Source organism: Methylobacterium variabile (assembly GCF_001043975.1).
Taxonomy (GTDB): Bacteria; Pseudomonadota; Alphaproteobacteria; order Rhizobiales; family Beijerinckiaceae; genus Methylobacterium; species Methylobacterium variabile.
On record NZ_LABY01000001.1, the window covers coordinates 1 to 18,185 of the forward strand.

General features: G+C 73.0%; 20 protein-coding genes. 10 read left to right on the top strand and 10 right to left on the bottom strand.

Features of this window, described 5'->3' with window-relative positions:
* Positions 1 to 89 precede the first annotated feature (89 nt).
* From lpdA to VQ02_RS00025, 5 genes are all read right to left on the bottom strand, one after another.
* Positions 90 to 1,484, bottom strand: coding sequence for a dihydrolipoyl dehydrogenase (lpdA, locus tag VQ02_RS00005; RefSeq protein WP_048442097.1), 1,395 nt, complete (start codon positions 1,482 to 1,484; stop codon positions 90 to 92).
* 1 nt (position 1,485) lies between these two features.
* Positions 1,486 to 2,907, bottom strand: coding sequence for a dihydrolipoamide acetyltransferase family protein (locus tag VQ02_RS00010; protein ID WP_048442098.1), 1,422 nt, complete (start codon positions 2,905 to 2,907; stop codon positions 1,486 to 1,488).
* Positions 2,908 to 2,911: 4 nt separating this feature from the next.
* A complete protein-coding gene (locus VQ02_RS00015; protein ID WP_048442099.1) occupies positions 2,912 to 3,925 on the bottom strand; it encodes an alpha-ketoacid dehydrogenase subunit beta in 1,014 nt (337 codons plus the stop codon).
* A 1-nt stretch (position 3,926) separates the two neighbouring features.
* Positions 3,927 to 5,174 (bottom strand): 3-methyl-2-oxobutanoate dehydrogenase (2-methylpropanoyl-transferring) subunit alpha, encoded by a 1,248-nt coding sequence (locus VQ02_RS00020; RefSeq protein WP_048442100.1) that lies wholly within the window; start codon positions 5,172 to 5,174, stop codon positions 3,927 to 3,929.
* Positions 5,175 to 5,244: 70 nt separating this feature from the next.
* Positions 5,245 to 5,514: a hypothetical protein gene (locus tag VQ02_RS00025; protein WP_048442101.1), complete on the bottom strand. Its 270-nt coding sequence runs from the start codon at positions 5,512 to 5,514 to the stop codon at positions 5,245 to 5,247.
* 103 nt (positions 5,515 to 5,617) lie between these two features.
* Here VQ02_RS00025 and VQ02_RS00030 point away from each other — a divergent pair, with 103 nt between their 5' ends.
* Together VQ02_RS00030 and VQ02_RS00035 are read left to right on the top strand one after the other, a co-directional pair.
* A complete protein-coding gene (locus tag VQ02_RS00030) occupies positions 5,618 to 6,172 on the top strand; it encodes an Lrp/AsnC family transcriptional regulator (RefSeq protein ID WP_083468943.1) in 555 nt (184 codons plus the stop codon).
* A gap of 107 nt (positions 6,173 to 6,279) precedes the next feature.
* Entirely contained in the window at positions 6,280 to 7,413 is a 1,134-nt protein-coding gene (locus VQ02_RS00035) for an ABC transporter substrate-binding protein (protein ID WP_053080064.1), read from the top strand.
* A gap of 123 nt (positions 7,414 to 7,536) precedes the next feature.
* Here the strand turns inward: VQ02_RS00035 and VQ02_RS00040 are convergent, their stop codons facing one another.
* On the bottom strand, positions 7,537 to 8,814 hold the full coding sequence (locus tag VQ02_RS00040; protein ID WP_053080066.1) for an alpha-hydroxy acid oxidase: 1,278 nt from the start codon (positions 8,812 to 8,814) through the stop codon (positions 7,537 to 7,539).
* A 237-nt stretch (positions 8,815 to 9,051) separates the two neighbouring features.
* Here VQ02_RS00040 and VQ02_RS00045 point away from each other — a divergent pair, with 237 nt between their 5' ends.
* Positions 9,052 to 9,861: a formate/nitrite transporter family protein gene (locus VQ02_RS00045; protein WP_048442102.1), complete on the top strand. Its 810-nt coding sequence runs from the start codon at positions 9,052 to 9,054 to the stop codon at positions 9,859 to 9,861.
* Positions 9,862 to 9,941: 80 nt separating this feature from the next.
* Positions 9,942 to 10,376, top strand: coding sequence for a tellurite resistance TerB family protein (locus VQ02_RS00050; protein WP_048442103.1), 435 nt, complete (start codon positions 9,942 to 9,944; stop codon positions 10,374 to 10,376).
* 5 nt (positions 10,377 to 10,381) lie between these two features.
* Here VQ02_RS00050 and VQ02_RS00055 read toward each other — a convergent pair whose 3' ends face one another.
* The 3 genes from VQ02_RS00055 to VQ02_RS00065 all read right to left on the bottom strand — a co-directional run bounded on the left by VQ02_RS00055 (position 10,382) and on the right by VQ02_RS00065 (position 12,988).
* Positions 10,382 to 11,371, bottom strand: a complete 990-nt coding sequence (locus VQ02_RS00055; protein WP_048442104.1) for a GlxA family transcriptional regulator — start codon at positions 11,369 to 11,371, stop codon at positions 10,382 to 10,384.
* Positions 11,368 to 11,928, bottom strand: a complete 561-nt coding sequence (locus VQ02_RS00060) for an isochorismatase family protein (RefSeq protein WP_048442105.1) — start codon at positions 11,926 to 11,928, stop codon at positions 11,368 to 11,370. Before VQ02_RS00060 ends, VQ02_RS00055 begins: the two co-directional genes overlap by 4 nt.
* A 118-nt stretch (positions 11,929 to 12,046) precedes the next feature.
* On the bottom strand, positions 12,047 to 12,988 hold the full coding sequence (locus VQ02_RS00065) for a LysR family transcriptional regulator (RefSeq protein ID WP_048442106.1): 942 nt from the start codon (positions 12,986 to 12,988) through the stop codon (positions 12,047 to 12,049).
* A 142-nt stretch (positions 12,989 to 13,130) separates the two neighbouring features.
* Here VQ02_RS00065 and VQ02_RS00070 point away from each other — a divergent pair, with 142 nt between their 5' ends.
* The 6 genes from VQ02_RS00070 (at position 13,131) to VQ02_RS00095 (ending at position 17,396) form a co-directional block, all read left to right on the top strand.
* Positions 13,131 to 13,745, top strand: a complete 615-nt coding sequence (locus VQ02_RS00070; protein WP_157080427.1) for a YceI family protein — start codon at positions 13,131 to 13,133, stop codon at positions 13,743 to 13,745.
* Between the two features lie 26 nt (positions 13,746 to 13,771).
* Entirely contained in the window at positions 13,772 to 14,377 is a 606-nt protein-coding gene (locus VQ02_RS00075; protein WP_048442107.1) for a cytochrome b, read from the top strand.
* The gene (locus VQ02_RS00080) at positions 14,374 to 14,940 is read left to right on the top strand and encodes a YceI family protein (RefSeq protein ID WP_048442108.1); all 567 of its coding nucleotides are present in this window, start codon (positions 14,374 to 14,376) and stop codon (positions 14,938 to 14,940) included. The genes VQ02_RS00075 and VQ02_RS00080 overlap by 4 nt, the downstream gene beginning before the upstream one ends.
* Before the next feature lie 254 nt (positions 14,941 to 15,194).
* Positions 15,195 to 16,115, top strand: coding sequence for a bestrophin family protein (locus VQ02_RS00085; RefSeq protein WP_048442109.1), 921 nt, complete (start codon positions 15,195 to 15,197; stop codon positions 16,113 to 16,115).
* A gap of 88 nt (positions 16,116 to 16,203) precedes the next feature.
* A complete protein-coding gene (locus VQ02_RS00090) occupies positions 16,204 to 16,620 on the top strand; it encodes a DUF1761 domain-containing protein (RefSeq protein WP_048442110.1) in 417 nt (138 codons plus the stop codon).
* A 26-nt stretch (positions 16,621 to 16,646) separates the two neighbouring features.
* On the top strand, positions 16,647 to 17,396 hold the full coding sequence (locus VQ02_RS00095; protein WP_048442111.1) for a helix-turn-helix transcriptional regulator: 750 nt from the start codon (positions 16,647 to 16,649) through the stop codon (positions 17,394 to 17,396).
* Here the strand turns inward: VQ02_RS00095 and map are convergent.
* Positions 17,377 to 18,129: a type I methionyl aminopeptidase gene (gene map / locus VQ02_RS00100; RefSeq protein WP_048442112.1), complete on the bottom strand. Its 753-nt coding sequence runs from the start codon at positions 18,127 to 18,129 to the stop codon at positions 17,377 to 17,379. The genes VQ02_RS00095 and map overlap by 20 nt on opposite strands.
* Positions 18,130 to 18,185: the final 56 nt, after the last annotated feature.

The following is an 18,185-nucleotide window of genomic DNA, read 5'->3' on the forward strand; positions in this document are numbered from 1 at the left end:
CGATGCCAAGGCGTCCGGCGCATCAGCACCGGCGCCCGTTCGGGCTTGCCTTGCGCCTCCGAACGGGTCCGTTCGAAGGCGCGGCGGTATCAGATGTGCAGCGCCTCGCCGAGCGCCCGCAGGTTCGCCTCGTGGAAGGCCTCGCCGAGGGTCGGGTGGGCGTGGATCGTGCCGGCGATGTCCTCGAGCCGGGCGCCCATCTCGAGGGCGAGGCCGAACCCCGCCGCCAGCTCCGAGACGCCGGCGCCGACCGCCTGGATGCCGAGCACCAAGTGGTTGTCGGCCCGCGCCGTCACCCGCACGAAGCCGTCCTCGGCCCCGAGCGTCATGGCGCGGCCGTTGGCGGCGAAGGGAAACAGGCCGGTGCGGATCTCGTGGCCCGCAGTGCGGGCCTCCTCGGGCGAGAGGCCGGCCGAGACGACCTCCGGATCGGTGAAGCAGACGGCGGGGATCGCGACCTTGTGGAAGGCGCGGCGGCGCCCCGCCACGAGGTCGGCCACCATCTCGCCCTGAGCCATCGCCCGGTGGGCCAGCATCGGCTCGCCGGTGACGTCGCCGACCGCCCAAACGTTGCGCATCGAGGTCGCGCAGCGCTCGTCGATGCGGATGAACGGCCCGCTCATGTCGAGGTCGAGGCGGTCGAGGCCGAGATCCCCGGTGCGCGGCCGTCGCCCGACCGCGACCAGGATCACCTCGGCCGGGATTTCTCGCGCATCGCCGCCGACCTCGACGGCGAGCGCGTCGCCTCCCGCCGTCAGCCCGGTCGCCTTCGCGCCGAGCAGCACCTCGATCCCCAAGCTGCCGAGGCGCCGCGCCACCGGCCGGGTCAGCTCGGCATCGTAGGTCGGCAGGATCCGCTCGGCCATCTCGACCACCGTGACCTTGGCGCCGAGCTTGGCGAAGGCGGTGCCGAGCTCGAGGCCGATATAGCCCGCGCCGACCACCGCCATCGTGGCCGGGACTTGTCGCAGCGACAGGGCCTCGGTCGAGGAGATGACGCGGCCGCCGAAGGGAATATGCGGCAGCGCCGCCGGGACCGAGCCGGTCGCCAGGATCACGTGCTCGGCCCGCACCCGCTCGGGGCCGGTATCGGTCTCGACGAGGCAGGTCTTGCCGTCGACCATGGTGCCGCGCCCGCGCAGAATCTTGACCCCGCCGCGCTTCAGGAGCGACGCGACCCCGGTGTTGAGGCGCCCGACGATGCCGTCCTTCCAGGCGATCGTGCGGGTGAAGTCGAGCCGCGGCGGCCCGGCGGACAGGCCGAAGGGCGAGCCGTCCTCGGCCTGCAGCACGGCCGCGTGGAAGGCTTCCGCCGCGTGGATCAGCGCCTTCGAGGGGATGCAGCCGACGTTGAGGCAGGTGCCGCCGAGGCGGTTCTCCTCGACCAGCACGGTGTCGATGCCGTGCTGGCCGGCCCGGATCGCCGCGACGTAGCCGCCCGGCCCGCCGCCGAGCACCAGGAGCTTGGTGGTGATCTCGCCCACGTCAGGCCTCCATGAACAGCATCGCGGGCGTCTCCAGCAGGGCCTTGAGCGCCTGCACGAACAGGGCGGCGTCGTAGCCGTCGACCACCCGGTGGTCGAACGAGGCCGAGAGGTTCATCGTCAGGCGCGGCACGAAGGCGCCGTCGCGCCAGACCGGGCGCATCACCTGCTTGTTGACGCCGATGATCGCGACCTCCGGCCGGTTGATCACCGGCGTCGTCACGATGCCGCCGAGCGCGCCGAGCGACGTGATGGTGATGGTCGAGCCCGAGAGCTCGTCGCGGGCAGCCAACCCGTTGCGGGCGGCCTCCGCCAGGCGCCGCACCTCGGCCGCCGAGTTCCACACGTCCCGGGTCTCGGCGTGGCGCAGCACCGGCACCATCAGACCCGACGGGGTCTGGGTGGCGATGCCGACATGGATCCCGGCGTGGCGGTGGATCACCTCCCCCTCGTCGTCGTAGTGCGCGTTCATCTGCGGGAAGTCCGGCAGGGCGCGCACCAGGGCCTGGACCAGGAACGGGATCAGGGTCAGCTTCGGGCGGCTCGCACCGTGGCGCTGGTTGAGGCTCGCGCGCAGCTCCTCCACGGCCGTGACGTCCACCTCCTCGACGTAGGAGAAGTGGGCGACGCGCCGCTTGGCGTCGGCCATGCGCTGGGCGATGCGCCGGCGCAGGCCGATGACCTTGATCTCCTCGACCGCCGTCCGCGGCAGCCGCCCGGCGGGAACGGGCGCCGCCTCCTCGGGCGGGGTGTTCAGGAAGGCGTCGAGGTCGTCGTGGCCGATGCGCCCGGCCGGCCCGGTGCCGCGCACCTGCCGCAGGTCGATCCCGGCTTCGAGCGCCCGCTTCCGCACCGCCGGGGAGGCGACGGGCTTCTCGCCGGGCGGCCGCGGCGGGCCGGAGGAGGGTGCCGCCGCGGCGGGGCGCGAGGCCGGGGGAGCGGGCTTCGGTGCCGGAGGCTTTGGTGCTTCGACCGGCTTCGCCTGAGGGGCAGGCTTCGCCTGAGGGGCGGGCTCGGCTCGCGCCACCGGCGGAGGCGGCGGCTCCAGCCCGTCCGCCGCGGGCGTGAGGGCGGAGGCCGGCTGGCCCGCCGCCTCGTCCTGCGCCGCCTGGACCGCCGGGGCGACCGCGATTCCGGCCTCGGGCGTCGCCGCGGCGCCGGCTGTGGGCGCGGCGGCCCCGCCCTCGATCTCGAGCCGCACCAGCTCGGCGCCGACCGCCAGCATCTGGCCGGCCTCGGCCCCCAATGCCGCGACGGTGCCGCTCACCGGCGAGGGGATCTCCACCGTCGCCTTGTCGGTCATCACGTCGGCGAGCGGCTGGTCCTCGCGCACGACGTCGCCGACCTTGACGTGCCAGGCCGAGACCTCGGCCTCGGCCACGCCCTCGCCGATATCGGGAAGCTTGACGATGCGAAAGCCCATGGCCTCAGCCCTCCATCGCGGCGCGAAGGGCCCGGCCGACTCGCTCGGGGCCCGGGAAGTAGGCCCATTCCTGGGCGTGCGGGTAGGGCGTGTCCCAGCCCGCCACCCGGACGATCGGCGCCTCGAGGTGGTAGAAGCAGGATTCCTGCACCAAAGCCGCGAGCTCGGCGCCGAAGCCCGAGGTCAGGGTCGCCTCGTGGGCGATGACACAGCGCCCGGTCTTGCGCACCGAGGCCTCGATCGTCTCCGTGTCGAGGGGGAGCAGCGTGCGCAGGTCGATGATCTCGGCATCAATCCCCGTCTCGGCGGCCGCGGCCTCTGCGACGTGCACGATGGTGCCGTAGGCGAGCACCGTGACGGCTGACCCCTCGCGCCGGATCGCCGCCTTGCCCAGCGGCACGGTGTAGTGCCCGTCCGGCACCTCGCCGAGGTCGTGGCGGGCCCAAGGCGTCACCGGCCGGTCGTGGTGGCCGTCGAACGGTCCGTTGTAGAGCCGCTTGGGCTCCAGGAAGATCACCGGGTCGGGATCCTCGATCGCGGCGATCAGCAGGCCCTTGGCGTCGTAGGGGTTCGACGGCACCACGGTCTTGAGGCCCGCCACGTGGGTGAACAGGGCTTCCGGGCTCTGGCTGTGGGTCTGGCCGCCGAAGATGCCGCCGCCGGTCGGCATCCGCACCACCATCGGGGCCGTGAACTGGCCGCCCGAGCGGTAGCGCAGGCGCGCCGCCTCCGACACGATCTGGTCGTAGGCCGGGTACATGTAGTCGGCGAACTGGATCTCGACGCAGGGCTTCAACCCGTAGGCCGCCATGCCGACCGCGACGCCGACGATGCCGAGCTCGCTGATCGGCGCGTCGAAGCAGCGGCTCTTGCCGAAGCGCGCCTGCAGGCCCTGCGTGCAGCGGAAGACGCCGCCGAAATAGCCGACGTCCTCCCCGAACACGACCACGTCGTCGTCGCGCTCCATCGCCACGGCCATCGCGTCGCGAATGGCCTCGATCATCGTGCGGCGCGGCATGTCAGTACCCCGCCTGCTGGCGCTGGCGGCGCAGGTGGGGGGGCATCTCGGAAAAGACTCCTTCGAACATGTCGCGCGGGGACGGCTTGCCGCCGGCATGCAGCGTGCCGTGGGTCTCGGCCTCGCGCTGGGCCGCCACGACCTCGTCGAGGATCTCGGCCTCGCCCTGGCGGTGGCGCTCCTCCGACCAGGCCCCGCGGGCGATCAGGTGATCTTTGAGCCGCGCCACGGGATCGCCGAGGGGCCAAGCGTCGAACTCGGTCTTCGGCCGGTAGGCGGAGGGGTCGTCGGAGGTCGAGTGCGCGCCGGCGCGGTAGGTCACGTACTCGACGATCGTGGGTCCCAGGTTGCGCCGCGCCCGCTCCACCGCCCATTTCGCCACCGCGTGGACGGCGAGGTAGTCGTTGCCGTCGACGCGGAGCGCCGGAATGCCGAAGCCGTGGCCCCGCGCCGCGAAGGTCGAGGAGCCGCCGCGGGCGAAGCCCTGGAAGGTCGAGATCGCCCACTGGTTGTTGACGACGTTGAGCACCACCGGCGCCCGGTAGGTCGAGGCGAAGACGAGCGCGGCGTGGAAGTCGGATTCGGCGGTCGAGCCGTCGCCGATCCAGGCCGCGGCGATCCTGGTGTCGTTCTTGATCGCCGAGGCCATCGCCCAGCCGACCGCCTGGACGTACTGCGTCGCGAGGTTGCCGGAGATCGAGAAGAAGCCGTGATCCTTGGCCGAGTACATCACCGGCAATTGCCGGCCGTGCAGCGGATCGGCCTCGTTCGAGTAGATCTGGCACATCATGTCGACGAGCGGGTAGCCGCCGGCGATGAGCAGCCCCGCCTGCCGGTAGGTCGGGAAGTTCATGTCGCCGGGCGCGAGCGCCCGGCGGAAGGCGGTGCTCACCGCCTCCTCGCCGAGATGCTGCATGTAGAACGAGGTCTTGCCCTGGCGCTGGGCCATCAGCATGCGGGCGTCGAAGGCGCGCAACTTCATCATGTCGCGCAGGCCCGCGAGCAGCTCCTCGTCGGTCAAGCTGCCGGCCCAGGGGCCGACCGCCTTGCCGTCGGCGTCGAGCACCCGGATCAGCGTGTAGGCGAGGTCGCGGATGTCGGCCGCCGCGACGTCGACCGCCGGCCGGCGGACCGCGCCGGCCTCGGGGATGTCGAGGTCGGAGAAACTCGGGTTGCCGCCGGGGCGGACCGCCGGCTCGGGCACGTGAAGGCTCAGGGGAGCTTGGAGGCTCGGGGCGTCTGGCGGCATCGGCGGGGGCCTTGCGGGGGATGGGACGCGGACGATCGGTCTGGTCGGGAGCCCGGGGGCGGCCGGCGCCTCAGGCGGGCGTCGCGCTGCCGGGAGCGCCCACCCGCGCCTCGACGACCGCCGGGTGGCGCGCCAGGCGGGCGGCGAGGAAGGTCAGGTCGGTGCCGTCCGGGACCAGGATGGAGAGGGTGACGGCGGACGGCGCGCTGCCGGCGTCGAGGGCGAGGTTGCGCACCGGATAGCCGGCCCGCTCGACCTCGCCGAGCAGCCGCGTCACGCCGTCGAAGACGTGGGCGATCCGGGCCCGGATCTCGACGGGGTGCCCTTGGTCTCGAGCCATGCGCGTCCTCCCGCGACGCTTGATTTGCCCCCTTTGTATCCCGGTCCGGCCGGATGGTCCTCGCCGATTTTCGCCGCTAAAGCGGGTTTTTGGAGAACACGCGATGGCCTCTGAGGGCGCTGCGCCGAACAGGCGTTCCGGGCGGACGCAGCCCGCCACCAGGGGCGCGGAGCCTCACCGGCTCGACGACGTCGACCGGAGGATCCTGGGCGCGCTGCGGGCGGACGGCCGGCTGACCATCGCGGCGCTCGCCGAGCGGGTTGGCCTGTCGCAATCGCCGTGCTGGACGCGCCTGCGGCGCCTCGAGGAGGCGGGGCTGATCCGCGACTACGTCGCCCTCCTCGATCACCGGGCCCTCGGCATCCCGGACGTGGTCTTCGTCGAGGTGACCCTCGACAAGCACGACGACTCGGTGCTGGAGGCCTTCGGCACCGAGATCCTGCGCATCCCGGAGGTGCTGGAAGCGCATCTGGTGACCGGCGACTACGACTACATGATCAAGGTCGCGGTCAGCGGTACCGCGCATTACGAGCGCTTCCTGCGCGAGAAGCTCTACCGGATCCGCGGCATCCGCCAGTCGCGCTCGGTCTTCGCCCTGCGCACGCTCAAGCAGGAGGTCTCGGTCGATCCGGTCGCCATCGCCCGGCAGGCGCAGTGACGGCGCTGGCCCCGAGACCGGTTCCCCCTCGACCTGGCGGCAGGCGCGGCGGTTGTCCGCCGGCACGCAGGCGTTAAGCTGCCCGCAAAATATCGGGAGGGAATGCCATGAACCGCCGCGGGACGCTGGTCTCTGCTCTGCTGCTGTCGTTGGGCCTGGCCCACGGGTCCGCCCTCGCGGCCGATCCGGTGCGGATCGGGGTCGCCGCGGCGATCACCGGGCCCGGCGCCGAATCCGGCAAGTACCTCGTCCAGGGGGCGAAGCTCGCCGCCGAGGAGGTCAACAAGGCCGGCGGCGTGCTCGGCCGCCCGCTCGAGTTCGTGATCCAGGACGACCAGAGCACCAACCCGGGCGCCATCCTGGCCTTCAGCAAGCTCGCCGCCGACCCCGCCATCCCGGCCTTCATCGCGCCGGTGCGCAGCACCCAGGTCCAGGCCATCGCGCCGGACGTCGCCAAGACGGGCAAGCCGGCGATGATCGGCGGCACCGATCCGCAGCTCACCGCCGCCGGCAACCCCTGGCTCTTCCGCTTCCGCCCGAACGACCGCTACTCCGCCCGCGTCATCGCCGAGTTCGGCGTGAAGACGCTGAACCGGCGTAAATGGGCGCTGGTGCATTCCAGCGACACGTTCGGCACCAGCGGCATGCGCAACCTCGCCGCCGCCCTGAAGGAGCAGGGGATCGAGCCCGTGGTGGTGCAGGCCTTCCCCAACAACTCGCAGGACTTCACCGCGGTCGCGCTCGCGGTGAAGCAGTCCGGCGCCGACGTGCTCGGCACCTACATCCCGTTCGAGACCGACCAGGGCATCTTCGCCCGGCAGCTGCGCCAGCTCGGCGTCGCCATCGACTGGGTCGGCTCCTCCACCACCGCCAGCGCCACGGCCCTGAAGCTCGCCGGAGCGGCGCTGGAGGGCGCCTACGCGGCCTCCGACTTCCACCGCGACGCCAACCCGGTCGCCAAGGCCTACGCGGAGAGGTACGAAGCCGCCTACAAGGCTGCGCCCGACTTCTTCTCGGCCTGGGCCTACGACGCCGTGACGATCCTGTCGCGGGCGATCAACGCGGCCGGCAGCCTCGAGCCGGGCAGGATCCGCGACGCGCTCCTCGCGACCAAGGGGATCCAGGGAGCGGAGGGGATGTACAACTTCGACCAGAACGGCGACGGGCTGCACGGCTACAACGTGGTGCGCAACGAGCGCGGGGCGGTGACGTTCATCAAGCGGGTGGAGTTCGAGAAGTAGAGGGCCGGCGCATACATCGGATCTCTGGCGTCGATGTTGTCGCCCGCCATCGTCATCCTGGGTTCCGCTGCGCGGCCCCGGGATGACGTCCAGGGGGGCGGAACGCGTCCCGCCCTTTCGCCGTCACCGCCCGCCGCCCTTGCGCTCCCGGACATGGTCGCGGGTGATGTCGGCGAGCGTCGGCGTGCCGAGCAGCGTCATCGCGTTGTCGAGCTCACTGCGAAAGATCTCGATCGCCCGGGAGACGCCCTCGGTCCCGCCCGCCGACAGGCCCCAGAGGAACGGCCGCCCCATGCTGCAGGCGGTGGCGCCCAGCGCCAGCGCCTTCACCACGTCGGTGCCGCGGCGGACGCCGCCGTCGAGGATGATCTCGGCCCGGCCCGCGACGGCCGCGGCCACGTCCGGCAGGGCCTCGATCGCCGCCGGGACGTCGTCGAGCTGGCGGCCGCCGTGGTTGGAGACGATCACCGCCTCGATCCCGAGCGCCACCGCCTTCTCGGCATCGGCCGGGTGCAGGATGCCCTTCAGCGCCATCGGCCCGCGCCAGTGCTCGCGGATGCGGGCGATGTCGTCCCAGTTCGCCGAAGGGTCGAACAGCGAGGCGACGTGCTGGGCGACGCTGGTGAAGCCGCCTCCCGCCGCCTCGAAGTTGCCGAAGCCCAGCCGCGAGCGCGCGACGCCGGCGAGCCAGCCCGGCCGGCGGGCGAGGTCGAAGGCGGTTGCGAGGCGCGGCCGCAGCGGCATCGTGAAGGCGTTGCGCAGGTCGCGCTCGCGCCGTCCCTGCACCGCGAGGTCGACCGTGAGGCAGAGCACCCGGTAGTGCGCCGCCGCGGCGCGGGCGAGGAGCGCCTGCATCCAGTCCCGGTCGCGCAGGAAGTAGAGCTGGAACCAGCGCTCCCCGTCGGGCGCGCCCGCGGCGACGTGCTCGATCGAGGCGACGGAGTTCGTCGACAGGCAGTAGGGGATGCCGGCGCGCGCTGCCGCCCGGGCCCCCGCGACCTCGCCGTCGGGCCAGAAGAAGCCGGCGAGCCCGGTCGGCGCCATCATCAGCGGCAGGGACGAGGTCGCGCCGAGGATGGGCCGGGTCAGGTCGCGGCGCGCGACGTCGACCCCGACCCGCGGCATCAGCATCCAGCCGTCGAACGCCTCGACGTTGTCGCGCAGCGTCCGCTCGTCCTCGGCGCCGCCGTCGATGAAGTCGAACACCGCCCGCGGCAGCCGCCGGGCGGCGAGGGACCGCAGGTCGGCGATCGCGTGGGCCTGCCGCAGCCTGGCGCTCAGCCGGGTCGAGGCGACGGGCTGCGCCGGCATGGCCGGGACCGGCGCGGCCGGGGACGCCGTCAGCGCCGATGACGACCGATGGGCGACCGCCCGCCCCGTGTGGCGCTCGTCTCCCTCCACGCTTGCCTCCCCGGCATCCTGTTCTCGTTCATCATCGCGCCCCGCCGGCTCCGGCGCCGGGAGAGCCCGATCCTCGCAACCGGTAGCACCCGCGCCGATCGACCGGCAACCGCCGGCCCCGGGCCGCTCCCCGGGGACGAGACGCGGACGGGGCGCGTTGGGGCCGGGGTGGAACGACATAAGATGCCGTGCGTCGACCTCGCTCCAGCCCGTGGCGGGCGGCGCAGCGGCAGGACCATGGCGGATCGGGATTCGGCTGAGCGGGGCGAGATCGAGGATCGCTCGGCGCCGCGCGCCACGGTCGTCCACGAGGCGGTCCGCAAGCAGGGGAAGGAGGAGCTGTCGCGCCCCGCCGGCTCCCTGTTCTGGTCCGGCGTCGCGGCCGGCATCGCCATCACGGCCTCGATCATCGCCCAGGGCGCGCTGCACCACAAGCTGCCGGCCGAGATGGCGTCCCGGACGCTCGTCTCGCAGCTCGGCTATCCCCTCGGCTTCCTGATCGTGATCCTGGGGCGGCTCCAGCTCTTCACCGAGCAGACGATCGTGACCGTCCTGCCTCTCGTCACCCGGCCGAGCGGGCGCGCCCTCGCGGCGACGGCCCGGCTCTGGGGAATCGTGCTCCTCGGCAACTTGGTCGGCACCGGCGCGGCGGCGGCCATCAACACCTACGGCCACCTGGTGAGCGGGGAGCTGCTGTCCGCCATGGTGGCGGTGTCGCGCGAGAGCCTGCTGTACCGGACGCCGTCGGAGGTCCTGCTCCAGGGTATCCCGGCCGGGTTCCTGATCGCGACCGTCGCGTGGCTCCGGGCGGCGTCCAGCGGGGGCGAGTTCTGGATCGTCCTCACCCTCACCTTCGCGATCGTGCTCGGCGACTTCACCCACGTGGTGGCCGGTGCGGCGGAGGCGTTCCTGCTGCTCTGCGTCGGCGAGGCCGGCCCCGGTCAGGTGATCGGCGGGATGATCCTGCCGGCGCTCGTCGGCAACGTGATCGGCGGCACCGGCCTGTTCGCGCTCCTCGCCCACGCCCAGGTCCGCCAGGAGCTGTGACGGGTGCCCCCGCCTTCCGATTTTCGTCCCGCACCGTACTTGATAAGCAGGGCCTGCCCGATTCGCGCAAAGGGAGACCCATGAGCTTCGTCCAGTCGGCCTTCGGCCGGTTCAAGCAGACGGTGACGGCCTATGCGGGCGACACCCCCCTGATGCGGGCGGCGGTGTCGGCCAGCGCCAACGTGATCGTGGCGGACGGCGAGGTCGCGGGCGCGGAGTTCGAGGCCGCCCTGAAGGGCATGCTGGCCGACCCGATCCTGGAGAAGGGCTACGACAGCCTGATGCTGGAGGAGGAACTCTACGACGCGATCGGCCGGGCCCGGACCCGGGCCGGCCGGATGCAGAACATGCACTTCATCCAGGCCATCGCCGAGCGGCCGCCGGAGCAGCGCCAGGGCGTGTTCCTGATCGCCGCGGACGTGGCCGATTTCGAGGGCATCAGCCCGCCCGAGCACCGCGCGCTGACCGAGGTGGCCGCGGCGCTCGGGCTCGACCGGGACGCGCTCCTGGGCTGAGCCCTTCAGCGCACGTCCCGCAGGGCGCTCGGCGGGCCGTCGTGCAGCCGCGCCCAGGCCCGGCGGAGCTGGCGCGGCGAGGCGAAGCCCGCCCGCTCGGCCACCCGCTCCATGTCGAGGCGGGTCTGGGCCAGCAGGTCGCGGGCGAGCGCCACCCTCAAGGCGTTGACGTAGGCCGGCAGGCTCATCCCGGCATGGCGGTTGAACAGCCGCGACAGGTGGCGCGGGCTGGTGGCGGCGATCGCCGAGAGGGCCTCCAGGCTCCAGGCCCGGGCCGGGTCGGCGCTCACCGCGTCCTGCACCCGGTGGATCGCCGGGTGCAGGTGGTTGCGCCCGTCGAGCCAGGGTGAGAGCTGCGGGTCGCTGCCGGCCCGCCGCAGGTAGACGACGAGGTAGCGGGCCACCGCGGCGGCGCAGGCCGGGTCGACGAGGCGCGCCACGACGTGGAGCATCAGGTCGATGCCGGCGGTGATGCCGGCGCTGGTGAGGCGCTCGCGATCCTCGACGTAGAGCCGGTCCTCCAGCACCCGGGCCGCGGGGGCGAGGGCCGCGAGCTCGGCGCAGGCGGCGTGGTGGGTGGTGCAGGCGTGCCCGTCGAGGAGCCCGGCCCGGGCCGCCAGCAGGGCGCCGGAGCAGATCGAGACCAGGCGGTGCCCGGGCCGCACGGTCCGCCGCAGCCAGGCGACGATCGCGTCCTCCGCCGCCCGCTCGGCCTCGCCCGGGGGCGAGGGATCGCCCAGGACCAGCTCCGCCGTGCCGGCGAGCACCACGATGGCGCCCTCCGGCAGCGGCTCAGGGAGCGGCGCGAGGCCCGTGAGCCCGAGGCCGATCGAGCTCGTCACCTGCGGCAGCGGCCCCGCATGGGTGACGCGGAACCCGACCCGGTCCTGGATCAGGTTGGCCTTGCGCAGCACCTCGACGGGACCGGCCACGTCGAGGAGCAGGGTGCGCGGCGGGCACACCACGACGACAGGGATGTCGCGCGGGGCGCTCACGCGGCGCGGCGGGCCGGCGGGCCGGCGAGCGCCTGGTCGACGGTGGCGATGCGGGCGAAGCGTCCGGCCAGGACCAGCTCGGTGCGGGCCCGGATCTCGTCGGCGCTCCAGCGCCGGCCGGCGGCGTCGGTCATCGCGAAGGTCAGGGTCGCCTCCGCCACGTAGTCGACCGCGTAGCCGAGGTCGGAGGCGTGCCGGGTCGTGGTCTCGCAGCACTGCTCGGTGCGGATGCCGGAGACGAGGAGCCGGGTGATGCCGTGCTGGTTGAGCCAGACCTCGAGCCCGCTGCCGACGAGCGCGCTGTGGCGCCGCTTGTGGAAGACCGCGTCCGGGGCGAGGCGCAGCGGCTCCAGGGTGCGGACATGCCCGGACGCGACGGCGAAGGGGCCCGCATCCTCGACGTGGAACACCTGCACGACGGGGACATTTCGCGCCACCGCGCCGTCGATGAGGGCCTGGAGCCGGTTGCGGAAGCGCGGCAGGTCGGCCTCGTCCCAGTAGGGGCGGTGGCGGAAGGATTCCTGCACGTCGATGACGAGGAGGGCGGTGTCCGGCATGGTCTCGATCCTTAGCGGGTGGGACGGCGCCAGGATAGGCGCCGCCCGGGAACCCGAAAGGCCGCGAGCGGACCGCGAGCGGACGAAAAAGGACAAGGGCTCCTGCGCGCCCGCGCCCTCAGCCCGGCCCCGCCTCCTCCCGCATCGCCGCGAGCCCGAGGCGGACGTGGTCGCGAAACAGGCGGACCCGGGCCGGCAGCTCGCGGCCAGCGAGGCTGACGGCCCGCAGCACGCCGCCGCGGCTCGCCCAGTCGGGCAGCACCGGCACCAGGGCGCCCTCCTGCAGCGCCCGGGCCGCCACCAGGCTCGGGATGTGGCCGATGCCGCCGCCGGCCCGGGTCAGCCGCAGGACGGTGGCGTAGTCGGTGGCGCGGATCGCCGGCCGGGCGGTGACGTGGCCCTCGCGGCCCTGCCCGTCCGAGAGCCGCACCGGGGTCGACCCCAGGCGCTCGCGCGACAGGATCAGGTCGTGGGCCGCGAGGTCGTCGAGGGTCGCGGGCGCCCCCCGGGCTGCCAGGTAGGACGGGGCGGCGTAGAGGCCGATCATCAGGTTCGCCAGCACCGGGGCGCGGTAGCCGCCGTCCTGCCCCTCGTCGCTGCCGAGGCGCAAGGCGAGGTCGATGCGGTTGGCCGCGAGGTCGAGCCGCGTGTCGGTGATGAGCAGGTCGATGGAGATCTGCGGGTAGCGCGCCCGAAAAGCCGTCACGAGGTCGGGGATCACCTCGATGCCGAAATCGATCGAGGTGGTGACCCGCAGGTGGCCCCGCGGCAGGGTGCGGGCATCCCGGGCGGTCTCGAGGGCCCCGTCGAGGAGGGCGAGGCTCTCCTGCGCCTTGGCGTGGAAGGCCAGTCCCTCGACGGTCGGCGAGACCGCCCGCGGGGTGCGCGCGAGCAGGGTGACGCCGAGTTCCTGCTCCAGCCGCGAGACCCGGCGGCTGATGCTTCCCTTGGTTTCCCCCAGCACCTCCGCCGCCTGGGTCACGGTTCCGTGATCGACGACGGCGCAGAACGCCCGCACATCCGAGAGGGCACCACGGAAGGTTTCCGAACCAGCAACCATGTGTCCCGCTTTAGCTGTCTTACGCCCGCGACGGAACCGGCTTAAGCGAGAGGCCGCACGAAGGGTGCGGTGCGGAAAGACCTGAGCTCAGGCCCGCCCGGCCCCCAAGGTCCGCTCGGCCCTTACGACACGGAGTGATCTCGTGAAGCTGTCCGTCCTCGCCCTCGGCCTCGCCGCCGGTCTCGCCCTCGCCGCCCCGGCCGGGGCTCAAGGGGCCGCGACCCGCGACCCCGCCCAGATCCAGGCGGGCACCTACGCGGTCGACCCCAGCCACACCCAGGCGATCTTCACGGTCAATCATTTCGGCTTCTCGCCGTATACGGGCATCTTCTCGGACGTCTCCGGCACCCTGGAGCTGCAGCCGGCCAAGCCCGCCGAGAGCCGCCTGAAGGTCACCATCCCGGTGAAGTCGCTCTATACGCCGAGCCAGCACATGATGGACTCGCTGAAGAGCGACAAGTGGCTCGACGTCGCCCAGTTCCCGGAGATGACCTTTACCTCCACGAAGGTCACCCCTGAGGGCAAGGACAAGGCCAAGGTCACCGGCGACCTGACCCTGCATGGCGTGACCAAGCCCGTGACCCTCGACGTGACGCTGGTCGGCGCTGGCGCCAACCCGATCAACAAGAAGGTCACGGTCGGCTTCGAGGCCAAGGGCACGATCAAGCGCTCGGACTTCGGCGTGAAGACCTTCGTGCCGGCGATCAGCGACGAGGTCCACCTGGTCCTCAACGGCGCCTTCGAGCGCAAGGACTAGTCGTTCAGAGCCGAAGGTCTCAGATCATGCGCACGGTCGCGACGCCCCGTCGCTACACACTCGTCGCGATCGGGCTGCACTGGCTGATCGCCCTCGGCATCCTGGCCCTGCTGGGCATCGGCCTCGCGATGACGCGGGGCTCCCTGCCGCCGATGGAACGCTTCGCGCTCTACCAGTGGCACAAGTCCGTCGGCCTCACGGTGCTGGTGCTGATGGCCATTCGCCTAGCCTGGCGCCTGTTCCACCGGCCGCCGCCGCTCCCTGAGACGATGCCGAAGGCCGAGCGGCGGGCGGCGGGCGCGGCGCACCTGGCGCTCTACGGCCTGCTCGTCGCCATGCCGCTCGTCGGCTGGGCGATGGTCTCGGCCTCGCCCTACAACATCCCGACGGTGCTCTACGGGGTGATCCCGTGGCCGCACCTGCCGGTCCTGCCCGAATTGCCGAACAAGGCGGCGGTCGAGGGTGCGCTGAAGCTCGCGCACAGCTACGGCGCCTGGCTGCTGATCGCCCTGCTTCTCCTGCACATCGGCGCGGCCCTGCGCCACCACCTCGTGCTGCGCGACGACACCCTGTGGCGGATGCTGCCCGTGGTGCCGCGGCCCGGCGCCAAATCCGAGGCTTCCTCGCGATGACCACACTCCGCCTCGCCCTCGCCCTCGGCCTCCTCGTCGCGCCGGTCGCCGCCCGGGCGGCCGACTGGGTCGTCGACCCTGCCAAGAGCCGCATCGGCTTCTCGGGCACCCAGGTCGGCGCCCCCTTCAAGGGCCGCTTCACCCGCTACGACGCGCAGATCAGCTTCGATCCGGCCAAGCCCGAGGCCGGCAAGGCGGTGGTGCTGATCGACCTCACCAGCGCCGAGACCGGCGACAAGCAGCGCGACGAGGCCCTGCCGCAAGCCGACTGGTTCAACGCCTCCAAGGACAAGCAGGCCCGCTTCGAGGCGACCCGCTTCGTCGCGAAGGGCGGCGACGCCTACGACGCGGTCGGCACCCTGACGATCCGCGGGATGCGCAAGGACGTCACCCTGCCGTTCCGCCTCACGATCAGTGGCGGCACCGCCCACGCCGTCGGTCACCTCGACCTCGTGCGCACCGATTACGGCGTCGGCCAGGGCTCCTGGTCGAACGGCTCGATGGTCGCCCTCGAGGTCGGCGTCGACATCGACGTGACGGCGACCGCCAAGTCGGGCGGCTGAGAGCTGGATCGATCGACGGAGCGAGCGTCTTCGTCGCCAGCTCCCTGCGTCGTCCCGGGGATCGCCGAAGGCGGGAACCCGGGATGACCCGGAAGGGTGTCGGCCCGGCGCAGAGTGGATCGGCTCGGGAACCGGCGATCACCGCGCCTCGACCCATGACGACCCGTCGGCCGGGGTCTGTCCGGCCCTCGCTTGACGGCGGGCACGCGGGGGGCGGATGACCGCGCCCCGTCCCCCGGCCAGCGTGCGTCTCCATGATCGTCCGTCCCCGACCCGGCGCCCTCGCGATCCTGTTCGCGCTGCGCGGGTCGATCCTGCCGCAGATCGCCCCGCAGGTGATCAGCCTCACGGCCGTCGCCTGCCTGGTCGTGGCGACGGAGCAGGGCTGGGCCCACGCGATCCCGCTCAGTGCCGGGATCGGGCCCTTCACCCTGATCGGCCTCGCCCTGTCGATCTTCCTCAGCTTCCGCAACAACGCCTGCTACGACCGCTGGTGGGAGGCCCGGAAGGTCTGGGGTGCCCTGATCGTCGAGGCGCGGGGCCTCGCCCGCCTGCTCGGGGCGCTCCTGCCGGAGGCCGAGAACGAGGCGCTGCGCCGGCGCTGCCTGAACCGCCTCATGGGCTTCGCCCACGCGCTCCACGCCCGCCTGCGCGGGCAGGACGCCGCGGCGGCGGCCGCTCCCTTCCTGCCGGAGGCCGAGCGCCAGCGCCTGCCGGCCTGCGCCAGCCCGGCCGACGCGGCCCTCTCGGGCCTCGCCGCCGATCTCGGGGCGGCCCTGCGGCAGGGCCTCGTGAGCGACGTGTCGTTCGGGCTGGTCGAGCAGAAGCTCGCCGGGCTGTCGGGGGTTCAGGCGTCCTGCGAGCGCATCCAGGGCACGCCCCTGCCGTTCGCCTACACGCTGCTCCTCTACCGCACCGCCTGGCTGTACTGCCTGCTCCTGCCCTTCGGCCTCGCCGCCTCCCTCGGCTGGGGCACGCCGGTGGCGACGGCGCTCGTCGCCTACACGTTCTTCGGGCTCGACGCGCTGGGCGACGAACTGGAGGAGCCGTTCGGCTCGGCCGCCAACGACCTGCCCCTCGACGCGCTCCTGCGCACCGTTGACGGCATCGTGCAGGATGCCCTCGGCGAGCCGGTGGCGCCGCCGCTGACCCCCGAGCGCTACCTGCTGCGCTGACGGCGCGCCGCTGCTGACAGCACGGTGGCAGCAGCACCCCTCTAACCGAGAGGGCCTCGGCAGCTCCGCCGCGCGGGAAACAGGCCCCATGACCGACGCCCTCTCCACCGTGAACTGGCTCGCCGTCCTCCTCGCCAGCCTCGCCCATGCCGTCCTCGGCAGCGCCTGGTTCGGCGGGATCGTCGGCAGGCGCTACGCCGCCGTCCTCGGCCTCGCCGATCGGTCGCCGCCGAAGCCCGGGCCGCTGTTCCTCGCCGGCCCGCTCGTGTGCGGGGCGATCACCGTCGCGACCACCGCCATCCTGCTTCGCCTGCTCGGCATCGCCACTACCGGCGACGCGCTCGCGCTCGGGGCGCTCGTCGCCTTGGGCTACCTCGTCCCGATGACCGTCACCATCGCGATCAACCCGCTCTTCCCGCGGCCCTTCGCCTACGCGCTCCTCAACGCACCCTTCTTCCTCCTCGGCAGCCTGGCGGCGTGCGCGATCCTGGTGGCGCTGCCGTAGGTCCGCGCGCTATCGGATCCCGGGCCATGCGCCGCGCCGACCGCCTCTTCGAGATCATCCAGGTGCTCCGCCGCGCCTCCGGCCCGCTGACCGCCGAGCGGATCGCCGCGGAGCTGGAGACGAGCAAGCGGACGATCTACCGCGACATCGACGCGCTGGTCGCCCAGCGCGTGCCGATCCGGGGCGAGGCGGGGGTCGGCTACGTGCTCGAGCGCGGCTTCGACCTGCCGCCGCTGATGCTCTCGGTCGACGAGGCGGAGGCGGTCGCCCTCGGCGCGCAGTGGGTGGTCGCTCATGCCGAGCCGGCGCTGGCGCGCGCCGCCGTCGCCGTGCTCGCCAAGCTGGCGGCGGTGGTGCCCGAGGACCTGCGCCCGGTGCTCGACGATCCGGCGGTCGGCACCCCGCCGGGGCCGGGGCGCGAGGACGCGCGAGTGGCGGGAGACCTGGACGTGGCGCGGCTCCGGCGGTGGTGCCGCGAGGGGCGCAGGCTCGCCATCGGCTACGTCGACGAGACCGGCGCCGCCAGCGAGCGCCTCGTGCGCTCGTTCCTGGTCGGCTACGTCGCGACCGTCCGCATCGTCGCGGCCTGGTGCGAGCTGCGGCAGGATTTCCGGGTCTTCCGCACCGATCGGCTGACCGCGGTCACGTTCCTCGACGAGCGCTATCCCGAGCGCTCCGCCGCCCTGCGTCGCCGCTGGCTGGCGCTGATGCGCGAGCGGCGCGCCGCCCCGGTGACGGCGGAGCCGGTGACGTCCCCTACTGGCTCGGCATCGTGAGGACGAGCGGCCCGTTGCGCGTCGCGACGACGGTGTGCTCGTACTGGACCGTGAGGGCGCGGGGCTGGCTGTAGAGCGTCCAGGGATCCTCCCCGTTCTCGGCGAAGGTGGCGCCGAGGGACAGGAACGGCTCGACGGTGAAGACCAGCCCGTCCGCCATGATCCGGCGCTCGGAGGCGTCGGGCCAGGTCGCGATCTCGGTCGGCTCCTCGTGCAGCGAGGCGCCGACGCCGTGGCTGGCGAGGTTGCGCACCAGGGTGTAGCCGTTCTTCTTCGCGAAGGCGCCGACCGCCTGGCCGATGCCGGAGAGCGGCTTGCCGGCCCCGACCTGGCGCAGGCCGGTCCACATCGCCCGGCGCCCGTCCCGGCACAGCCGCTCGACCGCGCGGGTCACCGGCGGCACCGCGAAGGACGCGCCCGTGTCGGAGAAGTAGCCGTCCTTCTCGGCGGAGACGTCGATGTTGACGAGGTCGCCCGGCGCGATCCGGCGCTCCCCCGGGATGCCGTGCGCGATCTCCTCGTTGACGCTGATGCAGGTCGCCCCTGGAAAGGCGTAGACCATCTCCGGCGCCGGGCGGGCGCCGGCCCGCTCCAGGCAGTCCCGGCCGATGCGGTCGAGCTCGCGGGTGGTCATGCCGGGCTCGATCGCCCTGCCCATCGCCTCCAGCGCGTCGGCGACGATGCGCCCGATCCGCCTCAGGCCTTCCAGCTCGTCGTCGCTCGACACGGTCATGGCGTCATCCCTCGCGCGGCTCAAAGCAGGCCCTGACAGAACCCGCTTGTGCCACC

Excerpts from the sequence above, each read along its gene's own strand:
- VQ02_RS00010 (WP_048442098.1), bottom strand. The coding sequence starts at position 2,907 with ATGGGCTTTCGCATCGTCAAGCTTCCCGATATCGGCGAGGGCGTGGCC.
- VQ02_RS00015 (WP_048442099.1), bottom strand. The coding sequence starts at position 3,925 with ATGCCGCGCCGCACGATGATCGAGGCCATTCGCGACGCGATGGCCGTG.
- VQ02_RS00020 (WP_048442100.1), bottom strand. The coding sequence starts at position 5,174 with ATGCCGCCAGACGCCCCGAGCCTCCAAGCTCCCCTGAGCCTTCACGTG.
- VQ02_RS00025 (WP_048442101.1), bottom strand. The coding sequence starts at position 5,514 with ATGGCTCGAGACCAAGGGCACCCCGTCGAGATCCGGGCCCGGATCGCC.
- VQ02_RS00030 (WP_083468943.1), top strand. The coding sequence starts at position 5,618 with ATGGCCTCTGAGGGCGCTGCGCCGAACAGGCGTTCCGGGCGGACGCAG.
- VQ02_RS00035 (WP_053080064.1), top strand. The coding sequence starts at position 6,280 with ATGAACCGCCGCGGGACGCTGGTCTCTGCTCTGCTGCTGTCGTTGGGC.
- VQ02_RS00045 (WP_048442102.1), top strand. The coding sequence starts at position 9,052 with ATGGCGGATCGGGATTCGGCTGAGCGGGGCGAGATCGAGGATCGCTCG.
- VQ02_RS00050 (WP_048442103.1), top strand. The coding sequence starts at position 9,942 with ATGAGCTTCGTCCAGTCGGCCTTCGGCCGGTTCAAGCAGACGGTGACG.
- VQ02_RS00060 (WP_048442105.1), bottom strand. The coding sequence starts at position 11,928 with ATGCCGGACACCGCCCTCCTCGTCATCGACGTGCAGGAATCCTTCCGC.
- VQ02_RS00065 (WP_048442106.1), bottom strand. The coding sequence starts at position 12,988 with ATGGTTGCTGGTTCGGAAACCTTCCGTGGTGCCCTCTCGGATGTGCGG.
- VQ02_RS00075 (WP_048442107.1), top strand. The coding sequence starts at position 13,772 with ATGCGCACGGTCGCGACGCCCCGTCGCTACACACTCGTCGCGATCGGG.
- VQ02_RS00080 (WP_048442108.1), top strand. The coding sequence starts at position 14,374 with ATGACCACACTCCGCCTCGCCCTCGCCCTCGGCCTCCTCGTCGCGCCG.
- VQ02_RS00085 (WP_048442109.1), top strand. The coding sequence starts at position 15,195 with ATGATCGTCCGTCCCCGACCCGGCGCCCTCGCGATCCTGTTCGCGCTG.
- VQ02_RS00090 (WP_048442110.1), top strand. The coding sequence starts at position 16,204 with ATGACCGACGCCCTCTCCACCGTGAACTGGCTCGCCGTCCTCCTCGCC.
- VQ02_RS00095 (WP_048442111.1), top strand. The coding sequence starts at position 16,647 with ATGCGCCGCGCCGACCGCCTCTTCGAGATCATCCAGGTGCTCCGCCGC.
- map (WP_048442112.1), bottom strand. The coding sequence starts at position 18,129 with ATGACCGTGTCGAGCGACGACGAGCTGGAAGGCCTGAGGCGGATCGGG.